Here is an 18,165-nt window from a genome sequence, read left to right as displayed (position 1 = left end):
ACCGCAGTTGCAAGCACTCGAACTCTCAGCATCTTCAGTTCAATCTTTACTGTGTACATTTTACAGCAATGGAGGAGCAGCTTATGCGAAAAATGTTCATCGTCTTGCTAGTAGTATGTATGACCAGCTTGTTACTATCTGCATGCGGTGGGGGCCAGGAGTCGGCTGAGCCACAGCTCACGCCGGATGGGAAGGTGAAGCTGAAGGCAATTATGATTAAGCACCCGCTCACGCAGCAGCTCGATAAGATGGAATGGCTGAAGGAGGCGGAGGCACGGGCTGGCGTAGAAATTGAATGGCAGGAGATATCAGCAGATTGGGATCAGAAGAAGGGGGCGCTGCTCGCCAGTGGCGATATTCCCGATCTGATCGTTGGTGTGAACTCCATTACAGATGCCGACTTTGCCCAATTCCAAGGTCTCTTCGAGGATCTGACTGGTCTGATTGAGACTCATGCCCCGAATGTCCAAGCTATGTTCGAGGCCAAGCCCGAGACAAGGGCGCTTGCTACACAGGTAGATGGCAAAATCTACGGACTGCCCAAGTATCAACGCTTCTGGCCTGAGACAACAACCCGACAGTTCATCAATCAGGAGTGGCTAGATCGTCTGGGACTGGAGACACCGACCACATGGGATGAGCTGCATACCGTGTTGAAGGCTTTTAAGGAACAGGATGCCAATGGGAACGGCGACCCGAATGATGAGATCCCGATGGACTTTGCACCGACTGGAAAAACTGGCTTCGGAGCGTTCATGCCGATCGTATTACTTGGAAGTCAGGGAATCACCCTGACCGACAACGGGGGCATGGGGTACTTCATGGAGGATGGCCAAGTCAAAAATTTCTTCATCGACGAACGATACAAGGAACTGGTGCAGTTCCTTCATAAGCTGTACAGCGAAGGCTTGATTAACCCCGAGGTGTTCACGCAGGATTATACCAAGTATCAATCTGTGGCCCGTGGCTCGGGAGATACCGCCAAAGTAGGATATACCTTCGGGTGGGAGGTATCGGACCGATTCGGCAACGCGGTCAGCCCGCAATATACTTCTCTGGCGCCACTCAAGGTGTCGGCCGATTCGACGACTCCGATGTCGTGGAGCTATGATTACAATTCTCTGAACTACGGAGTGAACACGGTTCAGTTGTCAGCTACTTCACCTAGTAAAGAGGCTGCCATGCGCTTCATTAATGAGCTGTATGATCCCAAGGTAAGCATGCAGGTGCTGTTCGGCTCTCTAGGCACGAACATTAAGGACAATGGCGATGGGTCTTACACTATACTCCCGCCAGAGGACAGCGCCATGGACCCGGGTACCTGGAAATGGACCTCGACCTGGGCAGACAATGGCCCTATGTATATTGCGGACGATCTGAAGTTGACGCTCGGCACAGATATGCAATCGGTAGGCAAGCAGACCGAGCCGCTCAAGCCGGCCCTTGATGCAATTGATCTGGACAATGATGTGATGCCTGGCGTATTTCTGAAGTACGCACCTCAGGATAATAGCATGATGGCACTTAATAATACGTCATTCATTAGTATGGCTATTGCCAAATGGTCGGAGTGGATTACGAAGGGCGGCGTTGAGGAGCAATGGGATGCCTATGTGGCAGATGCTCAGCGGACCGGGCTGGTGGCCAATCTGGAGATCATGCAGCGATACTACGATGAGTATAAGAGTAAGCAATAACCTGAGGATCGTTCCCGCCTACAATTCGTGCTGAATGGAGGTATCTTATGATTAGTCAGGCATCCAAATCGGATAAGAAGCTCTCCCGTGTAGCAGAGGTACCCAAGCGCACGTTACTGAATACGGTTACAAGAGACTATCAGCTGTGGATCATGGTGTTGCCTGCGATTATCGTCATCTTCGTATTCAATTACATTCCCATGTACGGCATCCAGCTAGCTTTTCGGGATTATAACTTCACACAAGGGCTTACTGGCGGTGAGTGGCGGGGCTTTTATTACTTCGAGCAGTTCTTCAACAACTATATGTTCATGGATTTGATGAAAAATACGATCGTCATCAGTCTGGCTACCATTATCTTCAGCTTCCCGGCGCCGATTATTCTGGCACTGCTTGTTCATCAAATTCGCTGGAAACGTGCCAAGAAGACGCTGCAGACGACGGTGTACCTTCCACATTTTATTTCAATAGTAGTTATGGTGGGCTTGCTGAACGTCCTGCTGTCGCCGAATTCAGGGGTCATCGGCCATGTACTCAGTGCAATCGGTCTGGGAGGTACGAACCTGCTCGGCTCGACGGAGGCATTCGTCTCGATCTATGTCATGTCGGACATCTGGCAGCATGCCGGCTGGAACAGCATTATATACTTTGCAGCCTTGTCCACGATTGATCCGCAGCTATACGATGCGGCCAAGATCGACGGTGCTAGTCGCTGGCACTTGATCCGTTATGTAGAGCTTCCCGCACTGGTGCCGACAATTATTATTTTGTTCATTCTCAGCATGGGCAATGTGCTTGGTACTGGCTTCGAGAAGGTGTTTCTGATGCAGAATCCGCTGAATCTCCCTGTCTCTGAGGTCATAGCAACTTATGTATACAAGATCGGGATTGTCAGCAACCAATTTAGCTATTCTGCGGCCATCGGGCTCTTCAATACGCTGATCAACTTTTTCTTCCTGTATGCCATGAATCTCATCGCCAAGAAATTCTCCAATATCAGTCTATGGTAAATGATAAGCGGCATCACTTGGGCAAAGGGAGGAGAACATCTTGAACCAGATTCGGCTAAGAGAACGACCGCTTTCGGATTATGCATTTGATGCGGCTGTTGTGATATTGTCTCTGTTGGTATTTCTGATCGTGGCTTATCCCATCTATTTTGTAATCATCGCGTCGATTAGTGATTCTACTCTTGTATCGACTGGACAGGTGACCTGGCTGCCACGCAATATCAGCTTTTTCGGCTATCAGGAGATTTTCCAGGATACACGCATCTGGACGGGGTACAAGAACACGATTATCTATACAACGCTCGGTACCTTTGTCAATCTGTTGTTCACGCTCCCTGCGGCTTATGTGCTCTCTAGACCGGAATTCCGGGCCAGAAGATGGATCATGTTTGCTTTTGTAATTACGATGTTCTTCAACGGTGGCCTGATTCCCACGTACCTGTTGATGAAGGAGCTTCATCTGACCAATACGATGTGGGTGTTCATTGTCCCGTTCTCAGTGAACGTCTACAATCTGATCATCACACGTTCCTTCTTCGAGCATTCATTACCGAAAGAGCTGTTCGAGGCAGCGCAGATGGATGGCTGTAGTCATTTCAAATTCTTCGCGCAGATTGCACTTCCGCTCTCCAAGGCGGTGGTCTCGGTAGTAGCCCTTTTTTACCTGGTAGCCCATTGGAATGATTTCTTTACCGGGCTCATTTATATCCAGAGCAATCATTTGCAGCCGCTTCAGATTGTATTGCGGGATATCCTGCTATCCAATCAGGTTTTTGCCTCTGGTGCAGGAGCTGGCGGTTCAGCGGGGGGATATGCCCAGCAATATGCGGATCAGGTGAAATATGCTGTTATTATTGTTTCTACTTTGCCAATACTTATTGTCTATCCATTCATTCAGAAGTACTTTGAGAAGGGGGTTATGATTGGTTCCGTCAAAGGTTGAGGACGTGGATTAAGACCGCATAGCACGTCTAGCTTAAGCATCCAAAATTTAAATACGGAGTAGCTCATTAGCTCGTTACCGAGTAGCCACTATGGTTGCTCGGTTATTTGTGTCTATAGTTATGTCTTCCGCTATCTTGGGAACAACGCATACAGGGATTCAACCCTGGCAAGCGTGGGGTAAGAGAATAGGTATATTGTGACATGGATAAGCTACCGCTAGAAGGAAGACTATCGTACGAAGGAGGCTTCACACATGAAGAAATCCATAGCAGATCAGGTACTTGAAGCACTTCTGAATGCGGGCATTAAGCGAATCTATGGAATCGTCGGTGATTCATTGAATGCCATACTCGACTCCATCCGCCGCTCAGATCAGATTGAATGGATTCACGTCCGTCATGAAGAGGTAGCGGCTTTTGCAGCAGTGGCCGACGCACAGGTCAGTGGAAGCATTGCAGTATGCGCGGGCAGCAGTGGCCCAGGAAATATGCACCTTATCAACGGCTTGTATGACTGCCATCGCAGCGGTGTCCCGGTGCTGGCGATTGCCGCTCATATTCCAAGCGATGAGCTCGGAAGTGAATACTTCCAGGCGACTCATCCCGAGCAAATCTTTCAGGAGTGTAGCCACTTCTGCGAGGTGATCACGACACCACGGCAGATGCCGCGCATGGTCACGATGGCGATTCAGACTGCCATTGCTCGTTCGGGAGTCTCTGTCATCGTCTTGCCCGGTGATGTAGCCGGGCTTGAGGCTTCTGCAGAGCCTGTACCTGAGCATGTATACCACGTAACGAAGCCAGTCATCCATCCAGCGAGGGAAGAGCTCTTGAAGCTGGCAGAGTATCTTAATGCCGGGAAGAGAATCACATTATTATGCGGAGCGGGCTGTGCAGAGGCACGTCCTGAGCTTATGGAGCTATGTGGACGACTGCAGGCTCCGATGGTTATTGCCTTACGTGGGAAGGAATATCTCGAATACGATAATCCCTATCTCGTAGGTCTGACGGGACTCATCGGCTATTCGTCTGGTTATCATGCCATGATGGACTGTGACGTATTACTCATGCTGGGGACAGATTTTCCTTACCGCCAGTTCTATCCTGAGGATGCAACGATTGTGCAGGTAGATATTGAGCCCGCTCATCTGGGACGCCGCACGAAGCTAGATTATGGATTATGTGGAGACATCAAGGCGACAATTACAGAGCTGCTGCCATACCTTAGGGCGGAGCATAACGGCAAGCATCTTGCTAAATGCGTAGATCGATACGCGAAGGTGCGCCAAGAGCTGGATAATCTAGCAGTTGGCAAGCCAGGCAAGCAGCCGATTCACCCGCAATTCTTGACCAAAGTGGTCAGTGAGGCAGCCGATGATCGGGCCATCTTCACCTGTGATGTAGGGACACCTACCGTATGGGCAGCTCGTTATCTGGAGATGGGACCAGAGCGGCGATTGCTGGGTTCGTTCAATCATGGTACCATGGCCAATGCCTTACCCCAAGCAATTGGTGCCCAGAAGGCAGCTCCAGATCGGCAGGTGATCTCACTGTCCGGTGATGGCGGCCTGACCATGCTCATGGGCGATTTGTTGACACTGCACCAGCATCGTCTGCCAGTCAAGGTCGTCGTGTATAACAACGGGGCACTCGGCTTTGTCGAGCTGGAGATGAAGGCAGCTGGCCTTCTGGAGTCAGGGACGACGCTGGTTAATCCGAATTTTGCAATGGTGGCGCAGGCCATGGGCATCGAGGGTATCCGCGTTGAAGACCCAGCAGATCTTGAGGATGCTATGAAGCGAGCACTCTTGCACGATGGCCCTGCACTGGTCGACGTCGTAGTCAATCGACAGGAGCTGTCCCTCCCGCCCAAAATCAACCTCAAGCAGGCAGAGGGATTTACACTATGGATGATGAAGGCTGTGCTGAACGGAAGAGGAGACGAACTGGTTGAATTAGCCAAGACAAACCTGATACGCTAGTCTATAATTATCCATGGTTGGGTATTTCAACCGCATAGAAGCAGTCCTAATGCATCCTAGGAGGAGAGAACATGAGTCATACTGGAAAAGTAGCAATCATCACAGGAGCGGGAAGCGGTCTGGGACGTGCTACCGCCTTGAAGCTGGCGGAGAAAGGGGCCTTGATCTCTGTAGTTGACCTGGTGGAGCAAGCCGGTCAGGAGACGGTGCAGCAGATTGAAGCCGCAGGCGGCAAAGCGATCTTCGTCAAGGCGGATGTTAGCAAAGCAGATGAAGTGGAGAATTATGTGAAGACAACGGTAGAGGCCTTTGGCCGAGTGGACATGTTCTTCAACAATGCAGGTATTTCTGGTCCTGGGCTCAAGCTGGCGGATCATAGCATTGAGCAGTTCGACCAGATTATTGATATTAACTTGAGAAGTGTATTGTACGGTCTGAAATATGTCATTACGGAAATGCTCAAGACAGGTGGAGGCTCTATTGTCAATACGGCGTCTACAGCAGGTGTCGTGGGTGTGCAATCCGTTGCTCCCTATGCGGCGACCAAGCATGGCGTCATCGGCGCAACGAGAACAGCAGCTATTGAGTATGGTAAAGACAATATTCGGGTTAATGCAATCGCACCGGGGACGATCGAGACGCCGATGGTAGTCCAATTCGGCAAGGATAACCCGGAAGTGTTCCAGGCTACACTAGACAGCATTCCATCGGGAAGACTTGGCAAGCCTGAAGAGATTGCGAATCTGGTTGCATTTCTGCTGGGGGATGAGGCCCCGTACATTAACGGTTCTGTCTACTCCATTGATGGAGGCGTTACGGCGCAGTAAAGGGAATTCCATGAACTCATTGCTGCTCCGGTAAGGTTGAGAGGGACGGAGCCTGAGCGATGATGACATGAATGTGTATAAGATGGCTTTAGAATGAAGATGGTTCAAGAATGTTGTAAGAGAGGCTGCTCGGTTCGAGTGGCCTCTTTTTCAGATCAGAATTTCGTAGTTGAAAACCTGGATAGAAATAGATCACACCAAATGAACTACACCAAAAGTGAAGGATGAGGACCGTGACAGGACCAACAAAAATTGCTTTTACAGATATTACTCAAGACGCCAATGAGCCCCGAACAGGTGGAGTAAGCCTTTTACCTGAGGAAATCTCGTGGCCAGAAAATCCAGATGGTGAGAAACTGACGTTAGCGATGCATTTGCCAGCCCGTTTTTTGAATGATACGTTTGGCTGCACCTATCCTGAAGCAACGGCTATATCTGTGTTTACAACATATAATAGAAACACCTATTTCCTTGATAATATCGTGTATCATGGTGACCCACTAGAGCTGAATATGATCAAAATGGGATTTACGAAGGTGATTGCGCACTCCATAGGACAACCACGTAATGAATCAGAATTTACAGTCCCTGCGCGAGCGATCTCACTCGGGGATAGGATTGAGGATGAAGCAGAAGCCTCATTCACAGGCTCGAAGCTAGGTGGCAGTCCGGGATATTTGCAGAACGAGGGTCTCCAGGTTGAGCAATTCATGTTTTGTATTCAACTCTATGGAGGCGATTACCCCGAAGGTTATAATGATATATTCTACCTGAGTGATTCTGTAGGATATTTGTTGCTTGCACGCGATCCCCACCTCTCGAACGATGGCGGAGACGCTGGTATATTCTTTGTACAGTGCTCCTGATCGGTCATGAAGTGCTTTCATGTGATGTGTTGGCTGTACAACATTTCTAATTCATAGCTTGGCATCATTGAAGTATTCCAGACGCTTCTGGCACCACCATCGAGTGGGGCTAGAGGCGTTTTTTTGCATTAGGACTCTTTGAAGGAAGGAAGCTGCCGTGGGAGGCAGAGGGGTGAAAACTGTAATTAGCAAGAAAAAGCAGACCCAACGCTGTGTTCGCGAATAAATGAGAGGAAGTTGTACATACTCCATTTATATCCAATGGAAGTTGTGTAGGAAAGCGAGGTAGCCTACTTGAATCCCCCTTCATCTAAAGCCGATTCATCTAGAACGAATGAGCCTATCATGATCAGTCCCCATCTTGAAGAGAATTTGGAGCAGATACGTAAGCTGACTGCAGGCAGCCCTGACTTCATTATCCGTCGTTTTACTGTCGGCATGGACGATCCGTGCCCAGCTGCTCTCGTGTATTTGAGTAGTATGGTAAACCTGGATACGGTGAATCAACTAGTGCTGGGCTCCGTCATGGGGTGGTCTGAACGAGTGCGAGATGCAGATATGGATTCTGCCGAGCAGGTCTTTCAGCAATTGCAGGAACATGCCTTAACGATGGGAAATATCCAGATTCATAGAAAGTGGAGCCAGATGATGGCGGGACTGCTATCAGGCGATACGCTGATATTCTTGCAGGGCTGCAATCGAATCATCAGTTGCAATACTCCCGGCGGGACTGAACGGTCCATCAGCGAGCCCACTACTCAATCGAATATCCGAGGACCCAAGGAAGGATTTGTAGAATCTCTGTTCACGAATGTAGCCTTGCTGCGCAGAAGGATCAAGAACTCGGATTTAACTCTGGAGATGTTCGAGGTGGGTAATTACACGGGTACCAATGTAGCTATGATGTACATGAAAAATATTGCAGAAGAAGAGGTTGTTAATGAGGTGCGAAGCCGGATTCACGGTATTCGTACGGATGCTATATTGGACTCAGGCATGATTGAAGAGTTCATTCAGGATAAGACTTTGACCCCGTTTCCGACGGTGTATAATTCAGAACGTCCTGATACAGCAGCAGGTAATCTAATGGAGGGCCGCATCATATTGCTGATAGATGGCTCGCCATTTGTACTCATTGTGCCCATCGTATTTGCTCAGTTTTTTCAATCAGCCTCCGATTATGCGGAGCGCTACGACAGTGCGACACTGCTGCGAATACTGCGCTATATATGCTTCATTATCCTGATCCTGGGGCCATCCTTGTATATTGCGTTCACGACCTATCATTATGAAATGATTCCAACTCCACTGTTAATCAGCATACTGGCCCAGCGGGAGACGGTTCCTTTCCCGGCTATCGTGGAGGCATTTATTCTGGAGTTCACTATGGAGGTGCTGCGTGAAGCTGGCGTTCGTATGCCCAGAGTTGTCGGCCAGACGGTCTCAGTGGTAGGTGCTCTTGTGCTTGGGCAAGCAGCTATCGAGGCCGGGGTGGTTACGGCCCTTTTGACGATTGTAGTCGCCATCACGGGTATTGCCAGCTTTGCCATCCCTGCTTATAACATGGCTACGGCAGGCAGATTATGCCGTTTTGCTTTTATGGTGCTGGCGTCTTTATTCGGTCTATATGGGGTCACACTTGGACTGATCGTCTTGACGGCTCACTTGTGCTCTTTGCAGTCTTTTGGCGTGCCATACATGGCACCGTTTAGCCCATTTAGCCTGAGGAGCAATAAGGATACGGTACTGCGCTTGCCCGCATGGATGATGAAGACTAGGCCTGTTATGTTCAGCGCGAAAAATAACAAGCGGATGCCAGAGGAGAGTGGAGGCAGTAGTCCGGGAGGGGGGGAATGACAGCTCATGGTGTGGAAGAAATGGAGACGAGGACTATCGCTGTTGATGTGCTTGGTGCTCGTTCCACAGCTGTCAGCTTGCTGGGATTCGACAGAATTGAATGAACGAGCGGTTGTGGCTGCAATCGGTATCGACCGCTCGGAGCAGCAGCGATATGAAGTGTCTTTCCAGATCATCGTGGCAGATGAGATTGCCAGCAGCAAGGCGAGGGGCACGTCCCCGGTCATTCAATACCGTGAGACAGGAAATACCATTATGGAAGCTACACGTAAAGCTGCCCGGAAAGTACCTCGGCGGATCTCCCTATCTCATGTAAGAGCAGTCGTGATCAGTGAGGACTTGGCACGCGAAGGAATTGGCAACCTGTTGGATTTTCTGGAGCGAGATACCGAGACACGTCTAACCATGCGAGTCTTGATTGCGCGAAATGGACAGGCTAAGAATGTGCTGTCTACAATGACAGCCATCGGCCGAATTCCGGCCAATGATATTACAGGCAAGCTGGAGAACTCAGAGCGTGTATATGGAGAAACCTACGTGGTGAATATTGATGATGTCATTCGCAGGATGAATGTGGCTGGAAGCGGGCCGGTCATCGCTGGGGTGGAATTAACCGGCAAGCAGGAGAATGCTCCCAAGAAGGATAATGTCGACAAGATTATCCCTGACGTCACGATCTTCATACATGGTGCCAGTATATTCAGACGCGACAAGCTGGTGAGATGGCTCGATGAGAAGGAGGCAATGGGGTTGTCCATTATACGAAATAAGATCAAGAGCCGGGTATCCTCCCTTACGTGTGGTAAGGAGCCGGATGCCATGATTGTGGAGACTGACTTTGCCCAATCGGACTTGAATGTATCCTTCCAGGGCGGAGAACCCGTCTTTACCTTTGTAATTAAGCAGACGGGGATGCTCTCGGAGGTGAACTGCCCCCTGGATCTAACAGGTACAGACGTGATTGAAGCTATACAGCATGAATGGACCAAGGATACACATGACCTGGTAATGTCCGCAGTGAGGGCGTCTCAGCACTCTCACACGGATGTGATTGGATTGGGGGAAGCTCTGGAGCGCAAGAATCCCAAGTATTGGTCGCGTGTATCTAACGATTGGGACAAGAAGTTCGCCGACAGTACGGTACAAGTTAAGGTCATTTCCGTCATCAAGCATACCCAGACGCGATCGAGCCCTTTCTCCGAGCGGTCGGGATAACACCATGGAGGCCAGACTGTGAAAAAAAATGAGCTGGATGCCCTACAAATGTTCTTGCTGATGCTGCACTTCGAATTTGGCACAGCTCTCGTCGTTAATCCCGCACGGAACGCAGGCAGAGATTCGTGGATCGCGATGTTCATAGGTGCTGTAGCAGGAATGATACTGGTGCTGTGTTACAGCAGCCTTCATCGCAGATTTCCTGATTTGAACCTGACAGGATATAGCAAGCAATTGCTTGGCAAGATCATGGGTACGACGGTCGGGGTCCTATATCTGTTGTTTTTCCTGTATGACAGCACTAGAGATTTGCGGGATGGCATCTCTCTGATCCAGATTCGAACGTTGAACTCTACTCCCCTGTTAATCATAGGACTTTTGCTGATTGGTGTAGCTATGTATGTATTGCATTTGGGAGTACATGTACTAGGCCGTATAGCACTTCTTTACGGTGTTGTATCGATGCTCCTAATGCTTACTATGCTGCTATTGCTCTCATTCTCGGGTGTTATTGATGTACACAATCTGCTACCCATTGCATCGAAAGGATGGTTGCCGATTCTTGGCGCGGGTGGCACTAGTGCGTTGATATTTCCTTATGGTGAGATGGTCAGCTTTGCCACGGTGCTACCAGCGATGTCCAAGAAATACAACTCTGTTAGTGTCTCTTTGACAGCTGTTATTATTGGAGGGGCCATGCTGACTGAGGCGACTGCACTCATGGTTGCCAGCCTGGGCAAGGAATTGTTTGTTCAGGCTACCCATCCTTTTGTGACGATGATTAACCGGATTGAAGTGTCTGTTTTTATTGACAGGGTCGATGTGCTAGGTGTTATGGCTGTAATTATAGGCATTTTCTTCAAAGTTACGGTGTTATTCTATGCAGCTCTGCGCGTGGCTGAGGATATATTCGGCATTCCCTACCGGAAGTTGCTCTTTCCATTCGGCATCATCGTACTCCTGTCATCCCTTCTGATTGCTCCCAGTCTGGAAGAGCACCTCCAAGAGAGCGAGTTTATTCTGGTCAATGTCTATCCGTTATTTGTGGTCGCCATCCCTTTTCTATTGCTGGCAGTGGCGTGGATGAAAGGGAGGGAAGAGGAGACGAAGTCCTGAACGTGGCAATCAAGGCTGACGACCTTTAAGCTTGCGTTGCCTCTTGCTGGATTGGGCTACACCAGGCTTTCTGAGCAGATTGAGATAACCACTTATAGCCCCACGAATGGCCTTTCCTAACCGCTTACTTGATAAGGAGATGATGAAGCATAGCAGTATGAATATCCACATGGATATCTCTATTGGACGAAGAGTGAAAATAATGCTGGCCATAATGCCAAGCGGATGTCGTACTCCATAGAGCAAATCCAGCAGGAGATTGGTGCCCAGAGTTAATATTAGAACTAGCATAAACACCCCAAGCTTCTTCATGTCTAACGCATCCCCCATGAGTCTTTTTGTTATGAACATATTATTTCACCGTTACATCAAATTTATAGGTTGAAAAAGACACCTGTATGACTAAAGCATACAGATGCCATCACTTCTTCCTAGATCATTAGAAATCAAAGTTATCCGGGTCGGGGCCAACACGCAAATCCTGATTCAAGCTGCTGATAATTTGCATATCCTGCGGGGACAGTTCAAAATCGAACACATTAGCATTTTCAGCAATGCGATGTGCCTTGATGGACTTCGGAATGGTTACTACGCCATTCTGCAGATCCCAGCGGATAATGATCTGGGCAACCGACTTCCCATGTCTCGTAGCAATCTCCTGAAGCTCCTTGTGCTCAAGCAATTGCCCTTGCATAAGAGGAGACCAAGCCTCTAACTGAATGCCATGCTTCTGACAGTAGGCTCTAAGCTCAAGCTGTGTAAGGCGAGGATGGTATTCCACCTGATTCACCATGGGCTTGATCTCTGCATCCTTCATTAGCTCCTCCAGATGATGAATCTGAAAGTTACTGACACCAATGGCTTTGACGCGTCCTGTTGTGTACAGCGTCTCCAGAGCTCGCCAGGCCTCTTTGAATTTTCCTTCAACAGGCCAGTGTATGAGGTATAGATCCAGGTATTCCAGACCTAACTTACGCAGACTTTCATCATAGGCCTGCAGCGTGGATTCATAGCCTAGCTCGCTATTCCACACCTTGGAGGTGACAAACAGGTCTTCGCGCTTTATGCCTGCCGCCTCTAGGCCTTCACGAATACCAAGACCGACACCTTCTTCATTAGCATAGATCGCAGCCGTATCCACACTGCGATAGCCTTGGGTGATAGCTTCGCGCACAGCGCTTACCAGCTCGGGGCCTTCTTCGACCTTGAATACCCCAAGTCCAAGCCAGGGCATCTTGACCCCGTTCGCCAATACCGTTGTATCCTGTAAATGAGTTGCCATATCTTTTTCCTCCACTCACAATTCATGTATTTATGCCAATATCCCAAGGACCACATCCGTGTTCCAACCAGCCCTTACTCGTTGACCATTGCCATTATGCTGCAAAGGATTCGTTTTGTGAAGAACGTACTTTTTTGTAATATAGGTACTCCAAAGTGCCATAGGTACTTGAAAGTGCTATAGATACTCGGTAGTGCTATAGATACTGGAACGGGAGACAAGAGCTTTCTGGCGATTACTTTGTACCGCTTCGATAGGCACTGGGACTGACGCCGGTTGCTCTTTTGAAGGTACGCGAGAAATAGGGAAGATCCATACCGAGCTGCTCAGCAGTCTCCGAAATGGACAGATCGGTAAACGAAAGTAGTCTTTTTGCCTTATCCATACGCTTTTGCTGGACATAATGCATAGGCGTGACGCCCATTAATCTTTTGAAATAGGGAATGAAGTAATTCGGATGTAGATGAATGATATCCGCCAGGGCGTCAATCTCAATCTGGCGATCCAGATGCTCTTCAATATACTGAAGCACACTTCCAAGCTTGTGGCGTTCCTCATGATAGAGGAAACGATTAAGCTCTGTAGCATACTCGCACTGCTCCATACAGTAGGCAAGAATATGAAGAAGTGCTGCTTTGAGGCGTAATGGAGCGAGATAACCACCTTGATGAAACTGCTCCTCCATATCCAGAAATTGGCTTCGTGTTGCCTCAGGATCGGCTGCATCGACAAGGATCAAGCCGACATCGGCTGGAAAGAGAGGCCATTCCCCGATCTTGGCGTCAAAATGACAAAAATGGCGTGTATAGGGGTGCAAACGAGAGGTAATGGCTGTCTGAACAGAGCCTGCCGGCATGATCATAAGCTGTCTAGGCCTAGGATAATAGGTCTCACCATTCACTATGACAGACCCTTCGCCATCTGCAATGTAATATAGCCGACAGAATGAAGGGACCTCATCGGTATGATTCCAGCCTGCAAATTGGGACTTTGAATGAACTAATGATATAGATACCTTGAGATTCTCCAGCAGATTCTCGCTAAAGGATAGGGATTCAGACATACTGCATCCTCCTGCTTCGTGTCCGTAATAGTTGTCTTTATTATAATCTAATCAATTGGCATGAACACCTTAGTATTGTACAAATATGCCTTAGTTTCAGGTATTCTACTTCCAATGAAAACGTTATATTCTCTATCCATACCATAACCAAGGAGGTTATCCAAGCGGAATGGAGAAGGTACGTTACGGAATTATTGGCATCGGGAATATGGGGAAGTCCCATGCCATTCAGCTGTTGAATCAGATAGAGGGGGCCGAGTTAGCCGCCGTATGTGATATATCCCCAGAGCGCCTGAAGTGGGCTAAGAAAGAGCTGCCAGCAGGGATACATCACTATGAGCAGCCTGAGGCCATGCTCCAGTCGGGTCTGATTGACGCAGTGATTGTCGCTACACCGCATTATGACCATCCCACCCATGCCATTCAGGCGTTCGAGGCAGGCTTGCATGTGCTGATCGAGAAGCCGGCAGGTGTCTACACCAAGGCGGTCAGACAGATGAATGAGAAGGCGGCGGCTTCGGACCGGGTGTTCGGTATTATGTATAATCAGCGAACCAATCCATTGTACCAGAAGCTGAAGGAGCTGATATCGTCAGGTGAGCTGGGAGAAGTCCGCCGTACCAATTGGATTGTCACGAATTGGTACCGCTCTCAAAGCTACTATGATTCAGGTGGCTGGCGAGCGACCTGGGCTGGAGAGGGTGGAGGCGTCTTATTGAATCAGGACCCGCATCAGCTAGACCTGTGGCAGTGGACGACAGGGTTGATGCCGACGAGAGTCCGAGCATTCTGTTATTTTGGCAAATACCACGATATTGAGGTCGAGGATGATGTGACGGCCTATGTGGAATACGCCAATGGAGCTACCGGGCTGTTCGTCACGACTACTGGAGAGGCACCCGGTACGAACCGATTCGAGGTGAACGGTACACGTGGCAAAATCGTCGTGGAGGATGGGAAGCTTACCTTCTGGCGACTGCGCGTCCCCGAGCCTGAATGGAATGCAAGCTACACTGGTGGATTCGGCTCGCCAGAATGCTGGACCTGCGACATTCCTGTTCCTGACGGGCATGGGGAGCAGCATGTGGGCATTCTACGTAATTTTACAAATGCGATCCTGCACGGCGAACAGCTACTGGCCCCCGGTGAGGAGGGTATTCATGGGCTTACCTTGTCCAATGCGATGTATTTGTCTGCTTGGGAGGATGACTGGGTCGACCTTCCACTGGATGAGGATCGGTTCCTGGAGCTGCTGGAGCGCAAAATTGCTGATTCAAAATATGTAAAGAAGAACGCGGGTGATATTGCGCTGGACGTGACGGGAACCCACTAATACGAACTGAAGGAGGAACACATACCATGACACCGGAAAAATTGGCTGTTCAGCTATATACGCTGCGTAATTACACGCAGACAGAGGAGGGACTCAGGGAGACGCTCTCCAAGGTGGCCAAGATAGGATACCGTTCTGTGCAGGTATCTGGTATTGGTCCCATACCACCTCATATGGTTAAGCAATTGGCCGATGAAGTGGGTCTGTCCATATGCGCTACTCATATTCCGTGGGATCGGCTGGAGAACAACCTGGAAGCGGTTGCTGAGCAGCATAAGCTGTGGAATTGCTCGTACGTAGGTCTTGGGGGAATGCCTCAGGCTTTCCGGGGCTCGGCAGAGGGCTATCGAGCTTTCATTGCAAAAGCAGGGTCCATTGCGAATAAGCTCAAGCATGACTACGGTCTGCAATTTGTGTATCACAATCACCATTTTGAATTTGAGCGCTTCGAGGGGAAGGCTGGCCTGCAAATCATACTTGATGAGACGGACCCCGCCTCGTTCGGTCTGGAATTGGACTTGTACTGGATTCAGGCAGGTGGGGGCGACCCGGTGGAATGGATTCGCAAGGCTGCTGGACGGATGCAGGTCGTGCATTTCAAGGATATGACGATCGTAGCCGAGAAGCAGCTATTTGCGGAGATTGGTGAAGGAAACATGAACTATCCTGCGATTATTAAGGCCTGTAATGAAACAGGCATCGAGTGGGTGGTAGTGGAACAGGACGAGTGTCAGCGCGATCCGTTCGAGAGCATTGAGATCAGCTGGCAGTATCTGCTTGGGGAGTGCGAGGAGGAGATAACAGCATGAATACGAACAATGGCATGATGTATGCCCCAGTCTTTGAAGCCAAGCCCGTCGTACAGCCCGGAGAATTTGTATTTGCAGCCATGGCATTGGACCATGGACATATCTATGGAATGTGTAATGGATTGCTTGAAGCAGGCGGAACATTGAAATGGGTGTACGATCCAGACCCGGTCAAGGTGCAGGAATTCATAGCGCGATATCCGGGTGTACAGGCTGCACAATCCGCTGAAGATATATTGGATGATGCCACCGTCCGACTGGTAGCGGCCGCCGCTGTACCTTGTGAGAGAGGGCCACTGGGCATTCAGGTGATGAATGCAGGTAAGGACTATTTTACCGATAAGACGCCATTCACTGAACTGGAGCAATTGGAGGCAGCCAGACAAGTGGTTCAACGAACTGGACGAAAATACATGGTGTATTATAGCGAACGTTTGCACGTGGAAAGCGCTGTATATGCAGGTCAATTAATTCAAGAGGGAGCCATTGGACGTGTCATTCAGGTAATGGGTACAGGACCCCATCGTCTGAGTGCGCCTAATCGACCGGCATGGTTCTTCGAGAAGAGCAAATATGGAGGCATTCTCTGCGATATTGGTAGCCATCAGATCGAGCAATTTTTGTATTATGCAGGCTGCAAGGATGCTAGCGTGGTTCGTAGTCATGTGGGGAATTATGCAAATGCCAGCTACCCGGAATTGGAGGATTTCGGGGACGCCATGCTGGTTGGCGACAATGGAGCAACAAACTATTTTCGGGTGGACTGGTTCACTCCGAGTGGACTCAGCGTATGGGGCGATGGCAGATGTACAATTCTGGGAACGGAAGGATATATCGAGCTTCGAAAATATGTAGATATTGCCCGCTCCGAGAAAGGTGATCATGTCTACTGGGTGGATCAAAAAGGAGAACATTACTTGGACGTGGGAGGTAAGGTGGGTTATCCCTTCTTCGGAGAGCTGATTCTCGATTGCTTGCATCGAACCGAGCGTGCTATGACACAGCACCATGTCTTCAAGGCAGCGGAGCTATGTCTTCAAGCTCAGGCTCAAGCAGTGAATCTCGTATCCGCTGGAGGTCAGGTAGATCATGGTGAAGTGAGGCGATAGCTATGAAGGAGATTGGAGCGGCCATTGTCGGCTGTGGCAATATCAGCACGGTTCATGCACAGGCGTTATCCGAATTGGAAGGCGTTCAACTCCGAGTGGTAGTCGATACTGATCTGGAGCGAGCTCACTCAATAGGAAGGGAGTATGGATGTGAAGCACTGGGTGATATACATCAGTTGATCGAAAGATCAGACATTCAGGTCGTACATCTATGTACGCCGCATCATCTCCACGTTCCAATGGCGCTAATGATGCTGAAGTCGGGTAAGCATGTGCTCACCGAGAAGCCAATGTCGCATACGCTTGCGGAAGGTAGGCTACTGGTTGAAGCCGCTTCAACCAGTGGATTACAGCTCGGCGTATGCTTCCAGAATCGCTATAATGAATCATCCATCCGCATCAAGGAGATGACAAGCTCCGGTGAGCTCGGAAGACTTGTGGGAATGAAGGCCGTCCTGACCTGGTACAGAGAAGAGGCTTATTATACGCAGAGTCCGTGGCGTGGGCAATGGGCAACGGAAGGTGGCGGTGTCCTGATGAACCAGGCCATTCATACCTTGGATCTGCTGCAATGGTTCGGTGGCAAGATCGCTAGCGTTCATGGAAGTGTGACGACGGACGCACTGGGACATTGCATTGAGGTGGAGGATACGGCGCACGCGAGGATACGCTTTGCCAATGGGGCCACAGCCATATTCTACGCTACGAATGGATATATCGAGAATTCACCACTTGAGCTGGAGATCGTCTTCGAGGAGGGGAGACTGATCCAGCGAAGCCATTCGTTATTCCTTCAGAAGGATGGGCAAGAGATGGTGCTCTGCGAACCGCCCGCATACGATGGATTCACAGGGCGATCCTACTGGGGGATCAGTCATGTTCATTTGATTCAGCACTACTATCAGTGCCTGAAGTCTGGCACGCCCTTCCCGATTGATGCCTTGGAAGGACTGAAGGCTGTACAGTTGATCCATGAGATCTATGAATCTTCGATTCATAGAAGAACCTCGTAACGGCAGCTGAATAGAGAAATTCAACCCAGAGTCCAGCAAGAT

Annotated in this window: 16 protein-coding genes; 13 read left to right on the top strand and 3 right to left on the bottom strand. The window is 49.5% G+C overall.

Translation table 11 applies throughout. The features are described from left to right. Positions 1-83 precede the first annotated feature (83 nt). The 9 genes from D328_RS0108590 to D328_RS0108550 all read left to right on the top strand — a co-directional run bounded on the left by D328_RS0108590 (position 84) and on the right by D328_RS0108550 (position 11,514). Positions 84-1,697 carry an extracellular solute-binding protein gene (locus tag D328_RS0108590; protein WP_018884581.1) on the top strand — a complete coding sequence of 538 codons (1,614 nt, stop codon included), beginning with the start codon at positions 84-86 and terminating at the stop codon, positions 1,695-1,697. Positions 1,698-1,744: 47 nt separating this feature from the next. Continuing rightward, on the top strand, positions 1,745-2,707 hold the full coding sequence (locus D328_RS0108585) for an ABC transporter permease (RefSeq protein WP_018884580.1): 963 nt from the start codon (positions 1,745-1,747) through the stop codon (positions 2,705-2,707). A gap of 100 nt (positions 2,708-2,807) precedes the next feature. Further along, on the top strand, positions 2,808-3,650 hold the full coding sequence (locus D328_RS0108580; protein ID WP_226383710.1) for a carbohydrate ABC transporter permease: 843 nt from the start codon (positions 2,808-2,810) through the stop codon (positions 3,648-3,650). 255 nt (positions 3,651-3,905) lie between these two features. Then, entirely contained in the window at positions 3,906-5,633 is a 1,728-nt protein-coding gene (poxB, locus tag D328_RS0108575; RefSeq protein WP_018884578.1) for a ubiquinone-dependent pyruvate dehydrogenase, read from the top strand. A 71-nt stretch (positions 5,634-5,704) separates the two neighbouring features. Then, a complete protein-coding gene (locus D328_RS0108570; protein ID WP_018884577.1) occupies positions 5,705-6,460 on the top strand; it encodes an SDR family NAD(P)-dependent oxidoreductase in 756 nt (251 codons plus the stop codon). 233 nt (positions 6,461-6,693) lie between these two features. Then, positions 6,694-7,326 carry a hypothetical protein gene (locus tag D328_RS0108565; RefSeq protein WP_018884576.1) on the top strand — a complete coding sequence of 211 codons (633 nt, stop codon included), beginning with the start codon at positions 6,694-6,696 and terminating at the stop codon, positions 7,324-7,326. A 345-nt stretch (positions 7,327-7,671) separates the two neighbouring features. Then, positions 7,672-9,183 carry a spore germination protein gene (locus D328_RS28635; protein WP_018884575.1) on the top strand — a complete coding sequence of 504 codons (1,512 nt, stop codon included), beginning with the start codon at positions 7,672-7,674 and terminating at the stop codon, positions 9,181-9,183. A gap of 6 nt (positions 9,184-9,189) precedes the next feature. Beyond that, positions 9,190-10,398: a Ger(x)C family spore germination protein gene (locus D328_RS0108555; protein ID WP_233426168.1), complete on the top strand. Its 1,209-nt coding sequence runs from the start codon at positions 9,190-9,192 to the stop codon at positions 10,396-10,398. 18 nt (positions 10,399-10,416) lie between these two features. Then, positions 10,417-11,514, top strand: a complete 1,098-nt coding sequence (locus tag D328_RS0108550) for a GerAB/ArcD/ProY family transporter (RefSeq protein ID WP_018884572.1) — start codon at positions 10,417-10,419, stop codon at positions 11,512-11,514. Positions 11,515-11,523: 9 nt separating this feature from the next. Here D328_RS0108550 and D328_RS0108545 read toward each other — a convergent pair whose 3' ends face one another. From D328_RS0108545 to D328_RS0108535, 3 genes are all read right to left on the bottom strand, one after another. Beyond that, positions 11,524-11,826 carry a hypothetical protein gene (locus D328_RS0108545; protein WP_018884571.1) on the bottom strand — a complete coding sequence of 101 codons (303 nt, stop codon included), beginning with the start codon at positions 11,824-11,826 and terminating at the stop codon, positions 11,524-11,526. A 127-nt stretch (positions 11,827-11,953) separates the two neighbouring features. Next, positions 11,954-12,796, bottom strand: a complete 843-nt coding sequence (locus D328_RS0108540) for an aldo/keto reductase (protein WP_018884570.1) — start codon at positions 12,794-12,796, stop codon at positions 11,954-11,956. 235 nt (positions 12,797-13,031) lie between these two features. Further along, entirely contained in the window at positions 13,032-13,859 is an 828-nt protein-coding gene (locus D328_RS0108535; RefSeq protein ID WP_018884569.1) for a helix-turn-helix transcriptional regulator, read from the bottom strand. 169 nt (positions 13,860-14,028) lie between these two features. On the opposite strand from D328_RS0108535, the gene D328_RS0108530 reads away from it, so the two are divergent. The 4 genes from D328_RS0108530 to D328_RS0108515 are packed head-to-tail and all read left to right on the top strand — an operon-like array spanning position 14,029 to position 18,123. Then, positions 14,029-15,192 (top strand): Gfo/Idh/MocA family protein, encoded by a 1,164-nt coding sequence (locus D328_RS0108530; RefSeq protein ID WP_018884568.1) that lies wholly within the window; start codon positions 14,029-14,031, stop codon positions 15,190-15,192. Positions 15,193-15,218: 26 nt separating this feature from the next. Next, positions 15,219-16,001, top strand: a complete 783-nt coding sequence (locus D328_RS0108525; protein WP_018884567.1) for a sugar phosphate isomerase/epimerase family protein — start codon at positions 15,219-15,221, stop codon at positions 15,999-16,001. Then, a complete protein-coding gene (locus tag D328_RS0108520) occupies positions 15,998-17,110 on the top strand; it encodes a Gfo/Idh/MocA family protein (protein WP_018884566.1) in 1,113 nt (370 codons plus the stop codon). Before D328_RS0108525 ends, D328_RS0108520 begins: the two co-directional genes overlap by 4 nt. A 2-nt stretch (positions 17,111-17,112) precedes the next feature. Beyond that, complete coding sequence (locus tag D328_RS0108515) at positions 17,113-18,123, top strand: Gfo/Idh/MocA family protein (RefSeq protein WP_018884565.1); 1,011 nt, start codon at positions 17,113-17,115, stop codon at positions 18,121-18,123. Positions 18,124-18,165: the final 42 nt, after the last annotated feature.

The organism is Paenibacillus massiliensis 2301065 = DSM 16942 (assembly GCF_000377505.1).
GTDB lineage: Bacteria > Bacillota > Bacilli > Paenibacillales > Paenibacillaceae > Paenibacillus > Paenibacillus massiliensis.
This window is presented reverse-complemented; position numbering and strand designations above follow the sequence as displayed.